This window comes from Streptomyces sp. NPDC052064 (genome assembly GCF_055585925.1).
This window is the reverse complement of the sequence record NZ_JBVJJE010000005.1, coordinates 566,154-585,784: the sequence shown is the minus strand read 5'-3', so window position 1 is coordinate 585,784 and position 19,631 is coordinate 566,154. Positions and strand designations below refer to the sequence as shown.

At 70.2% G+C, this 19,631-nt stretch carries 15 protein-coding genes; 8 read left to right on the top strand and 7 right to left on the bottom strand.

The annotated features are described in order from the left end of the window. The first annotated feature begins 126 nt into the window (after window positions 1-126). The 3 genes from ACZ6TU_RS17075 (at window position 127) to ACZ6TU_RS17065 (ending at window position 4,062) form a co-directional block, all read left to right on the top strand. Window positions 127-1,059 carry a LysR substrate-binding domain-containing protein gene (locus tag ACZ6TU_RS17075; protein ID WP_467681730.1) on the top strand — a complete coding sequence of 311 codons (933 nt, stop codon included), beginning with the start codon at window positions 127-129 and terminating at the stop codon, window positions 1,057-1,059. 226 nt (window positions 1,060-1,285) lie between these two features. Further along, on the top strand, window positions 1,286-3,112 hold the full coding sequence (locus ACZ6TU_RS17070; protein WP_467681728.1) for an AMP-dependent synthetase/ligase: 1,827 nt from the start codon (window positions 1,286-1,288) through the stop codon (window positions 3,110-3,112). Window positions 3,113-3,270: 158 nt separating this feature from the next. Then, a complete protein-coding gene (locus ACZ6TU_RS17065; RefSeq protein ID WP_467681796.1) occupies window positions 3,271-4,062 on the top strand; it encodes an aldo/keto reductase in 792 nt (263 codons plus the stop codon). Between the two features lie 186 nt (window positions 4,063-4,248). Here ACZ6TU_RS17065 and ACZ6TU_RS17060 read toward each other — a convergent pair whose 3' ends face one another. Both ACZ6TU_RS17060 and ACZ6TU_RS17055 read right to left on the bottom strand, forming a co-directional pair. Next, window positions 4,249-5,166 (bottom strand): class I SAM-dependent methyltransferase, encoded by a 918-nt coding sequence (locus ACZ6TU_RS17060; protein WP_469549128.1) that lies wholly within the window; start codon window positions 5,164-5,166, stop codon window positions 4,249-4,251. A gap of 138 nt (window positions 5,167-5,304) precedes the next feature. Then, window positions 5,305-7,026, bottom strand: a complete 1,722-nt coding sequence (locus tag ACZ6TU_RS17055; RefSeq protein WP_469549126.1) for a glycoside hydrolase family 6 protein — start codon at window positions 7,024-7,026, stop codon at window positions 5,305-5,307. A gap of 401 nt (window positions 7,027-7,427) precedes the next feature. On the opposite strand from ACZ6TU_RS17055, the gene ACZ6TU_RS17050 reads away from it, so the two are divergent. Continuing rightward, a complete protein-coding gene (locus ACZ6TU_RS17050; RefSeq protein WP_469549124.1) occupies window positions 7,428-10,346 on the top strand; it encodes a glycoside hydrolase family 48 protein in 2,919 nt (972 codons plus the stop codon). A 214-nt stretch (window positions 10,347-10,560) separates the two neighbouring features. Beyond that, complete coding sequence (locus ACZ6TU_RS17045) at window positions 10,561-13,209, top strand: cellulose binding domain-containing protein (protein ID WP_467681720.1); 2,649 nt, start codon at window positions 10,561-10,563, stop codon at window positions 13,207-13,209. Between the two features lie 56 nt (window positions 13,210-13,265). On the opposite strand, the gene ACZ6TU_RS17040 is transcribed toward ACZ6TU_RS17045, so the two are convergent. Together ACZ6TU_RS17040 and ACZ6TU_RS17035 are read right to left on the bottom strand one after the other, a co-directional pair. Beyond that, window positions 13,266-15,176 carry a rhamnogalacturonan lyase gene (locus tag ACZ6TU_RS17040; protein WP_469549121.1) on the bottom strand — a complete coding sequence of 637 codons (1,911 nt, stop codon included), beginning with the start codon at window positions 15,174-15,176 and terminating at the stop codon, window positions 13,266-13,268. A gap of 38 nt (window positions 15,177-15,214) precedes the next feature. Continuing rightward, window positions 15,215-16,183 (bottom strand): helix-turn-helix transcriptional regulator, encoded by a 969-nt coding sequence (locus tag ACZ6TU_RS17035; protein ID WP_469549118.1) that lies wholly within the window; start codon window positions 16,181-16,183, stop codon window positions 15,215-15,217. Window positions 16,184-16,222: 39 nt separating this feature from the next. On the opposite strand from ACZ6TU_RS17035, the gene ACZ6TU_RS17030 reads away from it, so the two are divergent. Both ACZ6TU_RS17030 and ACZ6TU_RS17025 read left to right on the top strand, forming a co-directional pair. Further along, the gene (locus ACZ6TU_RS17030) at window positions 16,223-16,702 is read left to right on the top strand and encodes a hypothetical protein (protein WP_467681714.1); all 480 of its coding nucleotides are present in this window, start codon (window positions 16,223-16,225) and stop codon (window positions 16,700-16,702) included. Continuing rightward, window positions 16,699-17,157 carry a hypothetical protein gene (locus ACZ6TU_RS17025; protein ID WP_469549115.1) on the top strand — a complete coding sequence of 153 codons (459 nt, stop codon included), beginning with the start codon at window positions 16,699-16,701 and terminating at the stop codon, window positions 17,155-17,157. The genes ACZ6TU_RS17030 and ACZ6TU_RS17025 overlap by 4 nt, the downstream gene beginning before the upstream one ends. Before the next feature lie 6 nt (window positions 17,158-17,163). On the opposite strand, the gene ACZ6TU_RS17020 is transcribed toward ACZ6TU_RS17025, so the two are convergent. After that, window positions 17,164-17,904 carry a class I SAM-dependent methyltransferase gene (locus ACZ6TU_RS17020; protein WP_467681710.1) on the bottom strand — a complete coding sequence of 247 codons (741 nt, stop codon included), beginning with the start codon at window positions 17,902-17,904 and terminating at the stop codon, window positions 17,164-17,166. Between the two features lie 4 nt (window positions 17,905-17,908). Next, on the bottom strand, window positions 17,909-18,214 hold the full coding sequence (locus tag ACZ6TU_RS17015; protein ID WP_469549111.1) for a 4a-hydroxytetrahydrobiopterin dehydratase: 306 nt from the start codon (window positions 18,212-18,214) through the stop codon (window positions 17,909-17,911). A 128-nt stretch (window positions 18,215-18,342) separates the two neighbouring features. On the opposite strand from ACZ6TU_RS17015, the gene ACZ6TU_RS17010 reads away from it, so the two are divergent. Then, window positions 18,343-19,149, top strand: coding sequence for a helix-turn-helix domain-containing protein (locus ACZ6TU_RS17010; RefSeq protein WP_467681706.1), 807 nt, complete (start codon window positions 18,343-18,345; stop codon window positions 19,147-19,149). On the opposite strand, the gene ACZ6TU_RS17005 is transcribed toward ACZ6TU_RS17010, so the two are convergent. After that, the gene (locus ACZ6TU_RS17005; RefSeq protein WP_467681704.1) at window positions 19,131-19,556 is read right to left on the bottom strand and encodes a hypothetical protein; all 426 of its coding nucleotides are present in this window, start codon (window positions 19,554-19,556) and stop codon (window positions 19,131-19,133) included. The genes ACZ6TU_RS17010 and ACZ6TU_RS17005 overlap by 19 nt on opposite strands. Window positions 19,557-19,631: the final 75 nt, after the last annotated feature.

Below are 19,631 nucleotides of genomic sequence, written 5' to 3'. Positions count from 1 at the left end.
CACTTACTCGGTACTTACGGGCGGTACAGGGCCGGTACGGCCCCTTCCATCCTGCTCCTCGATCCGGCGATCGGGAATCCCTCATACCGCTCTCACTGTCATCATGTTCCGCGATAACCTGGCGCCATGTACGACCCCTCCCATCTGCGCACCTTCCTCTCGGTGGCTCAGACGCTGAGCTTCACACAGGCCGCCCGTCGGCTCGGGCTACGGCAGTCCACCGTCAGCCAGCACGTGCGCCGACTGGAGGACGCCACCGGGCGGACGCTGTTCACCCGGGACACCCACTCGGTGGAGCTCACGGAGGACGGCGAGGCCATGCTCGGGTTCGCGCGCCGGATCCTGGAGGTGCACGAGCAGGCGACGGCGTTCTTCACGGGCACCCGGCTGCGCGGCCGGCTGCGCTTCGGCGCGTCGGAGGACTTCGTGCTGACCCGGCTGCCGGAGATTCTCGAGGGCTTCCGGCACGACCACCCGGAGGTCGATCTGGAGCTGACGGTCGAGCTGTCGGGCACGCTGCACGAGCAGCTCGCCGCCGGGAAGCTGGACCTCGTGCTGGCCAAGCGGCGGCCCGAGGACCCGCGCGGCGAGCTGGTCCGGCACGACAGGCTGGTGTGGATCGGCGCGGAGCGCCTCCGGCTCGACCCGGACCGTCCCGTGCCGCTGATCGTCTATCCACCGCCGGGCATCACCCGCGCGCTCGCCCTGGAGGCGCTGGAGCGGCAGGGCCGCGCATGGCGTGTGGTGTGCACCAGCGGCAGCCTCAACGGCCTCGTGGCGGCGGCCCGGGCGGGGCTCGGCGTGATGGCCCACTCCCGCGGCCTCGTCCCACCGGGCCTGGTCCGGGTCCCGGACCGGGCGGGGCTGCCGGAGCTGGGGCAGGTCGACTTCGTCGTGGTCCACGGCCGGCGGCGCTCCTCCGCCCAGGGAGCGGCGGACGCCCTGGCCGCGGCGATCCTGGCGGGCGGCGACCGGCTGAACCGGAGTGACGAAATCCGCCTTCGGGGCGCTGACAGAAGAGACGCTCGGGCACCGCGTACGAGGACCCTCGAGCCGTAACCGGTCGTACAGATTCGGTGGAGATCACGGCCCCGAAACTTACTCAACCGTCAGGATTCTGTCCGACCCTTCCCCATGTGAGCGCATTTTCCCTGGCTGACCAGCGCGGACAAAAGCGCTGCTCGCCCCTGTCACCCCTCCCGCCCTCTGCCCGATTGGGGTAGCTTTCACGGCGCTGTGCGGAGCGTCACTCAACCGAAGAGCGCTGAGGAGCGGGGAGCGGGGTTTGCGCGAGTTCACCAACCCTCCGTTGGCGTTGGCACCTCCGGTGGGCGGTCTGGCCGACGTGGTTTTCCAGCATGCCCAGGAGGACCCGCTGCACATCGCGCTGGGCCGCAAGGACGAGTCCGGCCGGTGGCGGGACGTCACCAGCGCCGAGTTCCGCGACGAGGTGCTCGCCCTGGCCAAGGGCCTGCTGGCGAGCGGCATCCGGTTCGGCGACCGGGTGGCGATCGTGTCCCGCACCCGCTACGAGTGGACGCTCTTCGACTACGCGCTGTGGACCATCGGCGCCCAGGTCGTGCCGGTCTACCCGACATCCTCGGCCGAGCAGTGCTTCTGGATGCTGTACGACGCCGAGGTGACGGCCGCGGTCGTGGAGCACGAGGACCACGCGATGACGATCGCCACCGTCATCGACCGGCTGCCGCAGCTGCGCCACCTGTGGCAGCTCGACTCCGGCGCCGTGCACGAGCTGTACGACGCCGGCGCGCACCTCGACGACGAGGTGGTGCACCGCCACCGGCAGGCCGTCACCCCCGACTCGGTCGCCACGATCATCTACACCTCGGGCACCACCGGCCGCCCCAAGGGCTGTGTCATCACGCACGGCAACTTCATGTACGAGGCGGACACCGTCATCGAGCGCTGGGAGCCGGTCTTCCACTCGAAGCGGGGCGACGAGGCCGCCACCCTGCTGTTCCTGCCGCTCGCCCACGTCTTCGGGCGGATGGTGCAGGTCGCGGGGATCCGCGGCAAGGTGAAGTTCGGCCATCAGCCGCAGCTCAACGCGGCGGCCCTGCTGCCCGACCTGGCCGCGTTCAAGCCGACGTTCTTCCTGGCCGTGCCGTACATCTTCGAGAAGGTGTTCAACGCGGCCCGCCGCAAGGCCGAGAAGGAGGGGCGCTCCGGCCCGTTCGAGAAGGCCGTCGACATCGCCATCAAGTACGCGGACGCGATGGAGGCGAAGGCCTGGGGCACCGGCCCCGGCCCCTCCGCCGGCCTGCGCATGCAGCACCAGCTGTTCGACAAGCTCGTCTACACCAAGATCCGCGCCGCGATGGGCGGCCGCATCAAGCACGCCATGTCGGGCGGCTCGGCGATGGACCGGCGGCTCGGCCTGTTCTTCGCCGGGGCGGGCGTGCACATCTACGAGGGCTACGGCCTGACCGAGTCCACGGCCGCCGCGACCGCCAACCCGCCCGGACGCACCCGGTTCGGCACGGTCGGGCAGCCCATCCCGGGCATGACCGTGCACATCGCGGACGACGGCGAGATCTGGCTGCACGGCCAGAACCTCTTCCAGGGCTACCTCAACAACCCCAAGGCGACCGACGAGACCCTGCACGACGGCTGGCTGGCCACCGGCGACCTCGGCGCGCTCGACGAGGACGGCTACCTCACCATCACCGGCCGCAAGAAGGAGATCCTGGTCACATCGGGCGGCAAGAGCGTTTCGCCCGGCGTGCTGGAGGAACGCGTTCGTGACCATCCACTGGTCAACCAGTGCATCCTCGTCGGCAACGACCGCCCGTACATCGCCGCCCTCGTGACCCTCGACCAGGAGGCCGTGGAGCACTGGCTGACGATGCGGGGCAAGCCGCAGATGTCCGCGGCGGAACTCGTGCGCGACACGGATCTCGAGACGGAGGTGCGGCGCGCGGTGGTCGCGGCCAACACTCTTGTCTCGCAGGCCGAGTCGATCCGCACCTTCCGCATCCTGGCCCAGCCGTTCACCGAGGAGCACGGGTTGCTGACCCCGTCCCTGAAGCTGAAGCGCAAGGCGATCGAAAAGGCGTACGAGAAAGAGGTCGAGGCGCTGTACCGGGCGTGAACTGCCAGGTGACAGATGAATCGCAGACCTGAATTCTCTCGTCAGGAATGCATCACGACTCGTGATCGTTGACGATGGAAGATACACCTGACCACAAACCGAAGGATCGAGAGCTCGTGAGCAAGGTCCCCCCGATCATCCTGAACAACGGCGTCGAGATGCCCCAACTGGGCTTCGGCGTCTGGCAGGTGCCGGACGACGAGGCCGAGTCGGCCGTCGCGACGGCACTGGAGGCCGGGTACCGCAGCATCGACACCGCGGCGATCTACGGCAACGAGGAGGGCACCGGCAAGGCCATCGCCGCGTCCGGTCTCCCCCGCGAGGAGCTCTTCGTCACCACGAAGCTCTGGAACGCCGACCAGGGGTACGACTCCACGCTGCGCGCCTTCGACACGTCGCTGGAGAAGCTCGGCCTGGACTTCGTCGACCTGTACCTGATCCACTGGCCGCTGCCGGCCCGGGGTACCTACGTCGACACGTACAAGGCGTTCGAGAAGCTGCACGCCGACGGCCGGATCCGGGCCATCGGCGTCTCCAACTTCCTTCCCGAGCACCTGGAGCGGCTGATCGGCGAGACGTCGGTCATCCCGGCCGTGAACCAGATCGAGCTGCACCCGCACCTCCAGCAGAACGCCGCCCGTGAGTACCACGCGGAGCAGGGCATCGCCACGGAGGCCTGGTCGCCGCTCGGCCAGGGCAAGGGCCTGCTGGAGGTCCCGGCGATCGTGGCCATCGCACGGAAGCACGACCGCACTCCGGCCCAGGTCGTCCTGCGCTGGCACATCCAGCTGGGCAACGTGGTCATCCCGAAGTCCGTGACGCCGGCGCGGATCAAGGAGAACATCGAGGTCTTCGACTTCAGCCTCGACACGGAGGACCTGGCGGCCATCAGCGCCCTCAACGAAGACCGCCGCCTGGGCCCGGACCCGGCGACGTTCGACGGCGCCTGAGGTATCTCTCTCCCCCGACTGCCCGCAGCTCGCTGAGCTGCGGGCAGTCGTGCCGCTGGGGCGCTGGGGGTACCCCCTGCTCGAAGAGCTTGGGGGAGGCACCCCGCCACGCCGGGCTGCGACCGCACCTGCCCTCAGCACCAACGGCCGAGCACCCCGTGTCAGACCGGCTGCCCCACCGCCGTACTACCCCGCACGGACCGCCGTGTGCACCGTGTGGGCCTCCAGGAGGAACACGTCCGGGCGACGGTGCAGGCTCGCCTCGTCGTCGGGGGCGAGGAGCCGATCGAGGGTGGCGAGGTCTTCCGCGCCGAGCCCGTCCGTGAGCCTCTCGCGCAGGTGTGACAGGGACGCCACGACATAGGCTCGGGCCCGCTCCGAGGCGGGTGCGGGCAGGTCGAGCAGGAAGGTGTGCGTCCTGGTGTGCTTCAGGCCCGCGGCGGCCAGCAGGGCCGGCCAGTCCTCCGTCTCCGCGACATGGCCCGGCAACTCCGCACGCATCCGCGTGAACCACTCCGCCTCCACCGCGTCGATCCGCGCCTGGAGCCCGGGCCGTCCGATGCCGATGTCGCGCGGCAGGTACCGCGGGGGCAGACCGCCCTCCATGAGGGCGAGGGTGCCACCGGGCGCCAGGCGTGCCGCGAAGGCGGTGAGCGCGGCCCGCTGGTCGCCGAGGTGGTGCAGGCTGCGGCTCGCCCAGAGCAGGTCGGCGGGGTAGTCCAACTCGTCGAGCACGTCGGGGAGTTCACCGGCGATGGTGCCGAAGCGGTCGGCGACCCCCAGCCGCTCGGCCCGCGCCCGCGCCCGCTCCAGCAGCGGCTCGGAGCCGTCCACCGCGACGATCCGCGCGCCCGGGAACGTCTCGGCGAACAGACACGACACGACGCCCGGCCCGCTGCCCGCGTCGACGATCAGGCCCGGCTCGGTCACCTCCTGCGCCAGCCATGCCATGGCCCGCTCGTACAGGGACGCGAACAGCTCCGCCTGGGACTCCAGCCTCGGGCCCATCTCGGCCCAGTCGATGTCCGTGTGGTCGTGGTGGTGGCCGTGGCCGTGCCGGCGGTTGTGGTCGTGGTCGTGGTCGTGGTCGTGGTCGTGCGCCATGGTGGTCAGCCTCTCCCTCGGATGCCGCCAGCCTGCGCCGACGCACCGGGAGAAGGCCACTGCTCTTGCCGCTCCCGCAAAAAAGGATCCGCCGGGGCCGGAGCCCCGGCGGATCCGTGGGGACGGTGTGTCAGCCGGTCAGGACAGCGGCGGGTACGCGTTCTGCATCAGCTGCCGGAACTGGGCGGAGAACCAGTGCCCGGACAGCGGCGCGTCCGGCAGGGCACCGGACATGTTGTTGTTGTTGCGCGGGTTGCCCGTGTAGGTCGGGTCGCACATGCGGTCGAAGCCCTTGCCCTCGGGGTTCGGGATCTCCTTGCTCGCCCCGTCGGACTCGCCCGGCGGCTTCATCCACACATACGCATCGATCCCGGCGGCCGGGCTGGCCTGCGGGCGCTCGCCGAGGCCGGCTCCGGACTGGTTGCACCAGTTGCCGGGGTTGATGCGGCGGTCGTAGCGGCCGCCGTCGACGTAGGTGTCGACGGTGGTCTGGGCGCCGGGGCCGGTGGGCCGGGCGGTGCCGCCCCAGCCGTTGCGGGAGGTGTCGATCAGCATGCCGATGCCGGAGTTGAAGCCGACCGAGACGAGCTGGTTGCGGAAGGCCTGGGCGAAGGACAGCTCGTCGACGTAGCGGTTCCAGTCGACCCACTTCGACTCGCGGACGGACTTGCCGGCCACGTTGTCGTTGATGGAGAAGTTGTTCTCCTTCAGGGCGCTGTAGTTCGCCGTGTTGGTGATGAAGCCGTGGACGTCGTTGACGGTCGCGCCCTCGGCGGACGCCGCCTCCTTGAACAGGGTCGCGGAGGGAGCGAAGTTGTCGTCCCAGCCGATCCAGCCGTGGTGGCCGGCGTCGACGTAGTTGTAGACGTTCGGCACGTCGCCGAGCTTGTTCAGCGCGTATCCGACGCCCTTGACGTAGTTGCCGTTGGCCTTCATCACGTCGCACTGCGGGGTGGCCGTCGGGCGGCTGCCGGTGTTGGTGACGAGGTTCGGCAGCGAGTCGATCTCGACGGTCGTGACGATCCGCAGCGAGGAGTACTTCGAGTCGGCGAGGATCGCCTTGATCGGGTCGATGTACTCCGTCTTGTACCGGCCGATCTCGTCGGGCTTCAGCTCTCCGTTGGAGGCGAGAGCGGCGCAGTCACGGCCGGGCAGATTGTAGATGACGAGCTGGACGACGAGCTCGCCGGAGCCCTTCTGGCGCAGCGCCTCGTCGAGGTGGGCGCGCAGGCCCATCTTGCCGCCGGCGCCGTTGATCGCCGCGATCCGGTCCAGCCAGACACCGGTCGGCTGGTTGGCGATACGGCTGCCGCCCGGCTCGGCGGCGGCGTTCGCGGACCACTCGGGGTTCACGTACACCTTGGCGCCGCCGTAGGGGTTGTTGACCCGGTTGGCGGGGCCGCCCGGGTCCGGCGGATCCGTCGGGCCGCCGGGACCGCCGCTGTCGACGTTGCAGGTCACGCCGTCGAGGGTGAAGGTGGCCGGGATCGCGTTGCTGCCGCTGTAGGAGCCCTGGAAGCCGAAGCTGACCGAACCGCCCGTCGCGAGCTGGGCGTTGTAGCTCTCGTTGGCCACGGTGACGTCGGCGCCGCTCTGGCTGAGCTTGGCGTTCCAGCCACTGGTGACCTTCTGGTTGCCGCCGTACGACCACTTCAGCGACCAGGACGACTTCGCGGCGCTGTTGTTGGTGATGGTCACGGCGGCGGTGAAGCCGGTGCTCCACTGGTTCTGCACCTTGTAGTCGACGGTGCAGGGGACGGCGGCGGTGCCGATGCCACCCGGGTCGACGGCGAACGCCGTGCCGGTGGCGCCGGCGACCAGGGCCATGGCGGCCAGTAACGCTGTTCTCGTACGGCTCATGAGTGCGGGTTTCCCTTTCGGTGGTGGGGGTGTCAGCCGTTCAGGGCGCGCTTCGACAAGGGCATGAGGAGCCCGGTACCGGCACTCGCGCAGCCGGGGACGACCGCGAAGGCGGCGGCTAAAAGTACTGAACGCGAGGGGTGTCGCATGAGCGACTCCTTGCAGGTCGGGCCCGTCGTGACGGACGCGTCGACTGATGGAATCGCTCCCACTGGTGTCAAGGAAGGTAGCGCCAAGTGTCGGCAAAGAACAGGGGAGTCACTGACTTTCGCTCAACACACGGCGTCGAATCTTTTCGACTCTTCAAAGACCTTGACCGATACCACACCCGTCCTCACTATGGGAGCGCTCCCACTGGTTCAAGCCTTGACTTCTCCGAGCCGCAAGGAGGAACCAGCACCATGCATCCCCCACCCCGGAGGCGGAGAGCCGTGCGGCGTCTGTGGACCGCCGCACTCGCAGCTCTCGCGCTTCCGTTGACGATGCTCTCCTCAGGGTCGACTTCCGCGCAGGCGGCCGCACTTCAGTGCAGTGTCGATTACAAGACGAACGACTGGGGCTCCGGTTTCACCGCGGACCTGACCCTCACCAACCGCGGCACGGACGCCATCGACGGCTGGACGCTGACCTACGCCTACTCCGGCAACCAGAAGCTGGGGAACGGCTGGAACGGCACCTGGTCGCAGTCCGGCCAGAACATCACCGTCAAGAACGCCTCCCACAACGCCCGGGTCGCCGCGGGCGCCGCCGTCTCCACCGGCGCCCAGTTCACCTACAGCGGCAGCAACACCGCGCCCACGTCCTTCACGGTCAACGGCACGCCCTGCACCGGCGCGCACCAACCGCCGATCGCCGTGCTGACCAGCCCGGCCGCCGGCGCCGTCTACACCCAGGGCGAGGCGGTTCCGCTGGCGGCCACCGCGGCCGCCGCGGACAACGCCACGATCAGCAAGGTCGAGTTCTACGACGACACCAAGCTGCTGGGCACGGACACGAGCGCGCCCTACGCGCTGTCCGTCTCGAACTTGACCGTAGGCAGTCATTCCCTGGTGGCGAAGGCCTACGACAGCATGGGCGCCTCCGCCGATTCCACCCCGGTCGGCATCACGGTCGCCTCCGGCCCCACCGTCGTCGCCTCGCCGCTCCAACTGGGCGTGCAGTCGGGGAAGTCGGGCACGTACGAGGTGAAGCTGTCCAAGCAGCCGGCGTCCAACGTCACGGTGACGTCGGCCCGGGCGAGCGGCAACTCGGGCCTGTCGGTCACGGGCGGCGCCTCGCTCACCTTCACCCCGCAGAACTGGAACACCGCGCAGAAGGTGACCGTCACGGCCGCCAACTCCGGTACGGGTTCTGCCGTGTTCGAGTCGACGGCCGCGGGCCACGCCAAGGCCTCGGTCACCGTCACCCAGCTGGCGGCGACCAAGGCGTACGACGCCCGCTTCCTGGAGCTCTACGGGAAGATCACCAACCCGGCGAACGGCTACTTCTCCCCCGAGGGCATTCCCTACCACTCGGTCGAGACGCTGATCGTCGAGGCGCCGGACCACGGTCACGAGACCACCTCGGAGGCGTACAGCTACCTCCTGTGGCTCCAGGCCATGTACGGCAAGGTGACCGGTGACTGGTCCAAGTTCAACGGGGCGTGGGAGCTCATGGAGAAGTACATGATCCCCACCCGCGCCGACCAGCCGACCAACTCCTTCTACAACGCCTCCAAGCCGGCGACTTACGCGCCCGAGCTGGACACGCCGAACGAGTACCCGGCCAAACTCGACACCGGCGTCTCGGTCGGCCCGGACCCGATCGCGGCCGAGCTGAAGAGCGCGTACGGCACGGACGACGTCTACGGCATGCACTGGCTCCAGGACGTCGACAACGTCTACGGCTACGGCAACTCGCCCGGCAAGTGCGAGGCGGGCCCCTCGGACACCGGCCCGTCGTACATCAACACCTTCCAGCGAGGCTCGCAGGAGTCGGTGTGGGAGACGGTGCCGCAGCCGACGTGTGACGCCTTCAAGTACGGCGGCAAGAACGGCTACCTGGACCTGTTCACCGGTGACGCCTCCTACGCCAAGCAGTGGAAGTTCACCAACGCGCCGGACGCCGACGCGCGCGCCGTGCAGGCCGCCTACTGGGCGGACCTGTGGGCGAAGGAGCAGGGCAAGGGCGGGCAGGTCTCCGGGACCGTCGCCAAGGCGGCCAAGATGGGCGACTACCTGCGCTACTCCATGTTCGACAAGTACTTCAAGAAGATCGGCAACTGCGTCGGACCGTCGACCTGCCCGGCGGGCACCGGCAAGGACGCCTCGATGTACCTGATGTCCTGGTACTACGCCTGGGGCGGTGCCACCGACACCTCGGCCGGCTGGGCCTGGCGCATCGGCTCCAGCCACGCCCACGGCGGCTACCAGAACCCGCTGGCCGCCTACGCGCTGAGCAACTACGCCCCGCTGAAGCCCAAGTCGGCGACGGGCGCGGCCGACTGGGCCAAGTCCATGGACCGGCAGCTGGAGTTCTACCGTTGGCTCCAGTCGGACGAAGGCGCCATCGCCGGCGGCGCGACCAACAGCTGGGCGGGCCGGTACGCGACCCCGCCGGCCGGGAAGTCGACGTTCTACGGCATGTACTACGACGAGAAGCCGGTCTACCACGACCCGCCGTCCAACCAGTGGTTCGGCTTCCAGGCGTGGTCCGTGGAGCGGGTCGCCGAGCTGTACCAGCAGACGGGGAACGCGCAGGCCAAGGCGGTCCTCGACAAGTGGGTCGACTGGGCGCTGTCCGAGACCACGTTCAACCCGGACGGTACGTTCCGCATCCCGTCGACGCTCCAGTGGTCGGGCCAGCCCGACACCTGGAACGCCTCCAGCCCCGGCTCCAACAGCGGGTTGCACGTCACCGTCGCCGACTACACCAACGACGTCGGTGTGGCGGCCTCGTTCGCCAAGACGCTGACGTACTACGCGGACCGCTCCGGTGACACGGAGGCCGCCGCGGCGGCGAAGAAGCTGCTGGACGGCATGTGGGACAACCACCAGGACGCCCTCGGGATCGCCGTCCCGGAGAACCGGGCCGACTACAACCGGTTCGACGACCCGGTGTACATCCCGAGCGGCTGGACGGGCACGATGCCGAACGGTGACGCGATCAACTCGTCGTCGACGTTCGACTCGATCCGGTCCTTCTACGAGGACGATCCTGCCTGGTCGAAGATCGAGAGTTATCTCGCGGGCGGTGCGGTGCCGTCGTTCACGTATCACCGGTTCTGGGCTCAGGCGGATATCGCGTTGGCCATGGGCTCGTACGCGGAGCTTCTCGAATAGTCCCCGCCGGGCGCTCCGCGGGTTCGGCGGTTGCGATCTGCGGGCCGGTGTGTGGCTGGTCGCGCAGTTCCCCGCGCCCCCAAGAAAGGTGCGTCCGAAGCTCTGCGTTCGTGGTCTCGTCACCTGACGACGGGGCCGACCGGCCGGGCGGTCCCCACCCGCACTGGGGGCCGCCCGGCTCTCGCACGTTCCCCCTCACGGAAGGACCCCCACCGTGCGAAGAACCCGCATACTCACGGCCGTGCTCACGCTGGCGGCCGGGCTGTTGTCGGGCGCTCCCGCCGCCCTGGCCGCCGATCCGCCGTCGGTGAAGCTCGCCGCCGACACCTACTCCTGGAAGAACGCGCGGATCGACGGCGGCGGATTCGTTCCGGGCATCGTCTTCAACCGGACCGAGAAGAACCTCGCCTACGCCCGTACCGACATCGGCGGTGCCTACCGCTGGCAGGAGGCCTCGAAGACCTGGACGCCGCTGCTGGACTCGGTCGGCTGGGACGACTGGGGGCACACGGGGGTCGTCAGCATCGCGTCCGACTCGGTCGACCCGAACCGGGTGTACGCGGCGGTCGGCACGTACACCAACAGCTGGGATCCGAAGAACGGTGCGGTCATGCGCTCCTCCAACCGGGGGGCGAGCTGGCAGAAGGCGAACCTGCCGTTCAAGCTGGGCGGCAACATGCCGGGGCGGGGCATGGGCGAGCGGCTGGCCGTCGACCCGAACCGGAACAGCGTGCTGTATCTGGGCGCGCCCAGCGGCAAGGGGCTCTGGCGGTCGACGGACTCTGGGGCCACCTGGTCGCAGGTGACGAATTTCCCCAACGTCGGCAACTACGCGCAGGACCCGAGCGACACGAGCGGCTACGCGTCCGACAACCAGGGCATCGTCTGGGTCACCTTCGACGAGTCCACGGGCACGTCGGGCAACGCCACGAAGACGATCTACGTGGGCGTCGCCGACAAGGACAACGCGGTGTACCGCTCGACGGACGCGGGCGCGACCTGGCAGCGGCTGGCCGGGCAGCCCACCGGCTATCTCGCTCACAAGGGCGTCCTGGACGCGAAGAACGGCTACCTCTACCTCGCCTACAGCGACAAGGGCGGCCCGTACGACGGCGGCAAGGGCCAGCTGTGGCGGTACACGACCGGGACCGGGGCCTGGACGAACATCAGCCCGGTGGCGGAGGCCGACACGTTCTACGGCTTCAGCGGGCTGACGGTGGACCGGCAGAAGCCGGGCACGGTGATGGCGACGGCGTACAGCGCCTGGTGGCCGGACACGCAGATCTTCCGCTCCACGGACAGCGGCGCCACCTGGACCAAGGCGTGGGACTACACGTCGTACCCCAATCGCGAGAACCGCTACACGATGGATGTCTCGTCCTCGCCATGGCTGACCTGGGGTGCGAACCCGCAGCCGCCCGAACAGACCCCGAAGCTCGGGTGGATGACGGAGGCCCTGGAGATCGACCCGTTCAACTCCAACCGCATGATGTACGGGACGGGCGCGACGATCTACGGCACGGAGAACCTCACGAACTGGGACAGCGGCGGGAAGTTCGCCGTCAAGCCGATGGTGCAGGGGCTGGAGGAGACGGCGGTCAACGACCTGGCGTCACCGCCGTCGGGTGCCACGCTGCTGAGCGCGCTGGGTGACATCGGCGGCTTCCGCCACACGGATCTGACGAAGGTCCCGTCGATGATGTTCACTCAGCCGAACTTCACGACCACCACGAGTCTGGACTTCGCCGAGTCGAACCCGAACACGGTCGTCCGGGTCGGCAACCTCGACTCGGGCCCGCACATCTCGTTCTCGACGGACAACGGCGCGAACTGGTTCGCGGGGACCGACCCCTCGGGCGTGAGCGGCGGCGGCACGGTCGCGGCTGCGGCCGACGGCAGCCGGTTCGTGTGGAGCCCGCAGGGTGCCGGCGTGCACTACGCGACCGGCTTCGGCGCGTCGTGGCAGGCGTCCGGAGGGATCCCCTCCGGGGCGATCGTCGAGTCGGACCGCGTCGACCCGAAGACCTTCTACGGCTTCAAGTCCGGGAAGTTCTACGTCAGTACGGACGGCGGGGCGACGTTCAAGGAGTCACCGGCGACGGGGCTGCCCGGCGGTGACAGTGTCCGCTTCAAGGCGCTGCCCGGCGGGAAGGGGGACGTCTGGCTGGCGGGCGGCGCGAGCGACGGGGCGTACGGCCTGTGGCACTCGACGGACGGCGGCACGAGCTTCACGAAGCTGTCGAACGTCGAGCAGGCCGACACCGTCGGCTTCGGCAAGGCGGCGCCCGGCGCCTCCTACCAGACGCTCTACACCAGCGCGAAGATCGGCGGTGTACGCGGCATTTTCCGCTCCACGGACAAGGGCGCGAGCTGGACGCGTATCAACGACGACGCCCACCAGTGGGGCTGGACGGGTGCGGCCATCACCGGTGACCCGAGGGTGTACGGCCGCGTGTACGTGGCGACCAACGGCCGTGGCGTCATCTACGGCGACAGCTCCGACGGCGGCACCACGGGTCCCGGGCCCGGTCCCGACCCGGCCGGTGCCTGCAAGGTGACGTACAAGGTCACGAGCCAGTGGTCGGGCGGCTTCCAGGCGGACGTGCAGATCACCAACACCGGCACCACCGCCTGGAACGGCTGGTCCCTCGGCTGGTCCTTCGCCGACGGCCAGAAGCTGACCCAGGCGTGGAACGCCGAGGCCGCACAGTCGGGTTCGACGGTGACGGCGAAGAACGTCGGCTGGAACGGCAACGTGGCGGCGGGCTCGTCCGTGAGCTTCGGCTTCACGGCGAACGCGTCGGGGACGAACACGAAACCGACGGCGTTCAAGCTCGGCGACCAGAACTGCGCGGTCGCCTGACCGCGCTCAGAAGGGCGGTGGGTGCGCGCTCCCCCGGGCGCGCACCCACCGGCGTCTCACGGGGTGTAGACCGTGGGACGGGGAGCCGTCGGCATCGCGTTGCCGATGAAGAAGCTCGGGTGCGGCGGCTGGTTGTAGGCGGTGTTCTGCCAGGCCAGGGCCGTGCGGTACTGCGTGTCGTGGAGCAGGGTCGTGATCTTCGTGTTGGTCTCGTGCGGGGTCGAGTAGATGCGCAGCGCCGTGTTGTCGCTGGTGCGCCAGACGACCTCCTCGCGCCAGTCGCCGAGGATGTCGCCGGAGAGCGCCGGGGTGGACTTCGTGCCGTTGTTGGAGGAGACGCCGGAGCCGGTCAGCAGGCGGGTGTCGCCCGAGGTGCCGTACTTGTCGATGCGGGTGCCGTCGAGGAGTTCTCGGACGGGGTCGCCGTCCCACCAGGACAGGAAGTTGATGCTGGACGGCTCCCGGCCGAGCGAGGCGCCGGTGGCCGAGCGCAGGGTGGTGTCGGCGGCGGACCAGGCCTCGGCGCCCGCGCTGCCTGCGTAGATGTCGGCGGCGACACCGCGGCCGTTGTCCGAGCCCGACGCCGTCTGCCAGAGAACCTGGCCGGTGCGGGCGTCGGCCATCCAGGAGCCGGGCTTGCTGGAGTCCTCGGAGACCTTGAAGTACTCCAGGCCCGCGCGGGACGGGTTCAGGTCCCCGAGATGGCCGGCGTCGCCGTGGCCCAGCTTGGTCGTCCACAGCCCGTTGCCGTTGTCGTCGACGGTCATGGCGCCGTAGACGATCTCGTCCTTGCCGTCGGCGTCCACGTCGGCGACGGACAGGCTGTGGTTGCCCTGGCCGTCGTAGCCCTTGCCGCTGTTGGTGGAGGAGTTGGTGTCGAAGGTCCAGCGGCGGGTGAAGGCACCGCCTCGCCAGTCCCAGGCGGCGATCACCGTGCGGGTGTAGTAGCCGCGCGCCATGATCAGGGAGGGGCGGGAGCCGTCCAGGTAGGCCGTGCCCGCGAGGAAGCGGTCGACGCGGTTGCCGTAGTTGTCGCCCCAGGAGGAGACGTTGCCCCGGGCCGGGACGTAGTCGACGCTCTGCATCGCCTTGCCGGTCTGGCCGTTGAACATGGTCAGGAACTCGGGGCCGGAGAGCACGTAGCCGCTGGAGTTGCGGTGGTCGGCCGAGGAGCTGCCGATGACCGCGCCGGTGCCGTCCTTGGTGCCGTCGGCGGTCTTCATGGCGACCTCTGCCTTGCCGTCGCCGTCGTAGTCGTACACCTGGAACTGCGTGTAGTGCGCGCCTGAGCGGATGTTGCGGCCCAGGTCGATGCGCCACAGCCGGGTGCCGTCGAGCTTGATGCCGTCGACGATGGTGTTGCCGGTGTAGCCGGACTGCGAGTTGTCCTTGGCGTTGGTCGGCTGCCACTTCAGGACGATGTCCAGGGCGCCGTCGCCGTCGAGGTCGCCGAGGGAGGCGTCGTTGGCCTCGTAGGTGTACGCCGAGTTGCCCGGGGCGGTGCCACCGGCCGGCGGGGAGAGGGGGACGTCCTTGTAGCCGGTGCGGAACTGGACCGCGTGCACCGAGTCGCCCTGCTCCACGCCGTTCACGATCGCGCGGACGGTGTAGTCGGCGTGCGAGGGGGCGCCGGAGTGGAAGTAGTTCGTGGAGCCGGTGACCGGGGTCGAGTTGACCTTCGTACCGGCCCGGTAGACGTTGAACGACACGGCGTTCGGATCGGTTGCAAGCCAGCGCCAGCTGACCAGGTTGCCGCTGCCGGTGTGGACGCTGACCACACCCCGGTCCAGCTTCTCGACCTGCCGGGCGGTGGCGGCCATGGGGGCCCCTCCCGCGCGAGTCAGTTCGAGCGTGGGGGAGGTGTCGTCGGTGGCGAACGTGGTCAGGCCGACACCGACGAGCGCCGCCGTGGCTGCGGCGACGGGGACGAGCAGGCGGCGTCTGCGGTGCCTGTGCGGGTGCTTCACGTGACGGGCCTCCTGGAAGGACGGGCGGGTTCCGCCTCTCAGTCGCCGCCGGGTGCACGGGAGTTGCCGTACAGCTCCGCCAGTTCGGCCACGGTCCGGGCGATCCTCGACCGCAGTTCGTCCGGAGCCAGGACCTCGATGGCCGAGCCCAGCCTCAGGAATTCGGCGTGGGCGTGCTCGACGGACTCGATGGGGACCGTGGCGCGTGTCCAGCCGTCGTCTTCGGTACGTCCGTCGCGCCGTACGGCCTCCCCCGCCGGGCCGGTGAGCGTCGTCCCCGGGGCCAGTCTCACCAGGGCCTCGCCGCGGTGGAGCCGGTCGTGGAAGCCGCGCTGGTACGCCGCCCAGTACGCGGCCAGGTCGAAGCCCTCGGGACGGGTGAACTCCTCGTCGTGGGTGGCGAGTTCGAGGATCTGGTCGACCCGGTAGGTACGCGGTCCGGGACCGGCGACGACGTACCAGCGGCCCGCCTTCAGCACCAGCCCGTACGGCTCCAGGCGGCGCTCCACATCGGTGGGCTCGCGCCAGCGGCGGTACAGGACGTGCAGTACGCGGCTGCTCCAGACGGCGTCCGCGACGGCCGGGAGGTGAGGGGCGTCGTCGGCGTCCGCGTACCAGCCGGGGGCGTCGAGGTGGAAACGGCCGCTGATCCGGTCGGCGTGCGCGCGCAGCTCCGCAGGCAGGGCGGCGCGCACCTTGAGCTGGGCGGCGGCGAGCACGGAGCCGAGACCGAGCTGGGCCGCGGGGCCGGGGGCGCCCGCGAGGAAGAGGGCCTCGGCCTCGTCGGCGGTGAGGCCCGTCAGGCGTGTGCGGTAGCCGTCGAGCAGGCGGTAGCCGCCGGCGTGGCCCGCGTCGCCGTACAGCGGGACCCCCGCGGCACCGAGGGCCTCGACGTCCCGGTAGACGGTACGGACCGAGACCTCCAGTTCCTCGGCGAGCTGTGCGGCGGTCATCCGGCCGCGGGTCTGGAGCAGCAGGAGGATCGAGACGAGTCGGCTGGACTTCACTGACACATGGTGGCAGTGAACCGGCCGTACCGTCCCGCCATGCCCTTCACAGAGAAACTCCTGACCGTGCCACCGCCCGTCGAGGTGGCCGGCCGGTTGATCAAGCGCTACCACGTCACGGCCGGCCCTGAGGGGATCGCGCCCGAGGTGGAGAAGGCGGCGTACGCGATCCTGCCCGAGCTGCTGCCGGAGCCGGACGGGACCCCGCCGGCGACGTTCGTCGTGCTGCACCGGGGCGGCGACGACGGCGCCTATCTGAACGCGTACAGCTGGGTGTGGGACAACGTGCTGCACTTCGGCGGCGCGGCGGCGGGCCAGCCCGTCCTCGGCTGCCCGGACCGCGACCCCACACACTTCGTCAGGTCCGGCCTGCCGTGGATCGGCTGCGTCTGGGAGCTGCCGCCGATCCTGCACGAACGCGACGCCTGGGTGCGGCACATGCTCGCCCCGGACGTCCCCGACCTCGACGCCTATCTGGCCGACCGTCTGTCCGAAGGAACCACTGGAGACCGCTCATGAGCAGCCCGCACGACTTCGACTTCTTCCACGGCACCTGGAAGGTCCTGCACCGCCGCCGCACCGACTTCCTCGACCCCGGCAGCGACTGGGAGGAGTTCCCGGGCCGGAGCGAGTGCCGGCCGCTGTTCGACGGGGCCGCCAACATCGACGAGATCGACATGCCGCACCTGGGCGCGAAGGGGCTGACGCTGCGGCTGTTCGACCCGGTCCGTAAGGAGTGGTCGCTGAACTGGGCGTCCAACCGCAGCGGCACCCTGTTCCCGCCGGTCTTCGGCCGCTTCGAGGGCGAGAGGGGCGAGTTCCACGGCGACGACACGCACGACGGCAAGGACGTGCGCGTGCGGTTCGTCTGGTCGGGGATCTCCCCGGCCACCGCCCGCTGGGAACAGGCGTTCTCCGTGGACGGCGGAGAGACCTGGCTGACCAACTGGATCATGGAGTTCACACGGCCTTGAGGCCCCTCACGGCTTCCGGAACGCCCGGAGCGTGAAGAACGGGTCGGGGCGGGGTCTGTCCTGGTCGGGGAGTTCCGCCAGCCGGGTGGCGAAGCCGTCGGCGAGCGGGTGGCCGGGCGGCAGCGTGACGAACCAGCCGCGGCGCAGGTCGGCGACCGTACGGCGCGGGCTGCGGCCCTGCCCGTGACCGCGGAAGCGGGCCTGCCCGGCCGGGACGAGGCCGTGGTCGGCGGCGCAGGACTCGACGTCCGCCGCCGCGTCGCGGACCGGGCTGGGCGGGCGGGAGGACAGGACGACATCGATGTCACTGCCCACGTTGTGGGAGGCGGCCTTGTCGACCGTGGTGACGTAGACGCCGCCGGGCCGCAGCACGCGGGCACACTCTCCGACGATCGTCCGGACGTCGGCGGGCCCGGCGGCCAGGTGCAGCAGCCACACGCTGCACACGGCATCGAACTCGCCGTCCCGGAAGGGCAGCCTGCGGCTGTCGGCGAGCACCACGGCACCGGGCAGCCGGGCGGCGGCCTGCCGGGCCATCGCCGGGGCGAGGTCCACGCCGGTCACCCGCATGCCGTCGCGCGCGGCGGCGAGCCGGCGGGTCACGATGCCGGTGCCGCAGGCGACGTCGAGCAGGCCGCGCGTGTCCGGCGGCACGAGGCTCAGCACCGCCGCCGCGGCGGCGGCCGCCCTGGGCTCGCCGCCGCGCGAGGCGTCGTACCGCTCCGCTTCCTTGTCGTAGTCGAGCACCCGGTCAGTGTGCCCCGTGGCCGGGCGCCAGGTCCTCCACCTTGCGGGCGAGCTCGAAGTCCTTCTCGGTGACGGCGCCGCCCGCACTGTGCGTGTGGACGGACAGGGACACCGTGTTGTAGCCGAGCATGAGGTCGGAGTGGTGGTCGAGCTCCTCCTGGACCTGGGCGATGTGCACGACCATCGCCGTCGCCGCGTAGTGCGAGCCGAGCCGGTAGGAGCGGGTGAGGCGGTCCCCGTCGAGCGACCAGCCCGGCAGCTCGGCCAGCCGGTCCTCGACCTCCTTCTGCGACAGCGGTTCGACGGGCATGGGCAGCGCTCCTTCCCTGACACCGGGGTCCTCTTCTCCCTCCTCAGCCTGCCACAGCGGGACGTCCGAGGCCCTGGTCGGAACGGTGTGCCTGTCCGGCGCGACCGGTTCTCCACTACGGTCCCGGCATGACCACTCATCCGTCCACCGCCGACCAGGGCGTGGGCCCGCTGCTGCGGGCCTGGCGGGAACAGCGCCGGGTCAGCCAGCTGGAGCTGGCGCTGCGCGCGGACTCCTCGGCCCGGCACATCAGCTTCGTCGAGACGGGCCGCTCCCGGCCCAGTGAGGAGATGGTGCTGCGGCTGGCCGAGCACCTGGACGTGCCCATGCGCGAGCGCAACGCGCTGCTGCTGGCGGCCGGTTACGCCCCGCGCTATCCCGAGACGCCCCTGGGCGACCCGGCGCTGGGCGCGCTGCGCGAGGGCATCGAACGGCTGATCGGGGGCTACGAGCCGTATCCGGCGCTGGTGGTGGACGCGGTGTACAACGTCGTGGCGGCCAACCGGGGGATCATGACGCTGGTCGACGGCGTCCGCGAGTCCCTGCTCGAACCGCCGCTGAACGCGATGCGGCTCGCCCTGCACCCACAGGGCCTGGCGCCGCGCATCCGCAACCTGCGCGCATGGCGCGGGCACCTGCTGGAGCAGATGGAGCGGCAGATCGCGCTGCACCGCTCCGAGCCGCTGCGGGCGCTGTACGAGGAGGTGGCGGCGTATCCGGTGCCCGAGGCGGATCCGGCAGAGGAGCCCTCGGAACCGGTGCCGTACTTCGCGCTGCCGCTGCGGATCGAGCACGAGGGGCGGACGCTGTCGTTCATCTCCTCGATCTCCACGTTCAACACGCCAATGGACGTGACCGTCGCCGAGCTGGCCATCGAGACGCTCCTCCCGGCCGACCCCGCGACGGTCAAATACCTTCATTCACTCATGTCCTGACGGACCCTCAGTGCCGTGTACTGGAGGGCGGCGAACCCGGCCACGGTCAGGGACTGGAGCACCGTCCACACGGCGCCCGCCGTGCTCGGTGTGAGCCAGAGCGCCAGTGCCGCGAGGCTCACCGCCGTCCAGGCGAGGTTGGCCTCGACGACGGCCCGCACGCCGAGCGCCGGCGGCTGCCGGCGGGAGGCCAGCAGGCCCACGCCCGCCGCGTAGGCGGTGAGGAACGCGCCCAGTGCGAGCAGCAGCGTGGAGTCCACGCCGAGGAAACGGCCGAGCGGGCCGGAGAACGCGAGGTAGGCGAGCGCGTTGGCGCCGGTCACCGCCGCGTCCAAGGCGAGGAAGCGGCGCAGCATCGACTGCGGCGCACTGGTCCGGGCGAGCGTGGCGAGCTGGATCGCGGACATGGTGGATCACTCTCCGTCGGGTCGTGGTGTGGCGGCAGGTACCGGGTCCCGGGCCGGAGTGCGCCGGCCCGGGAC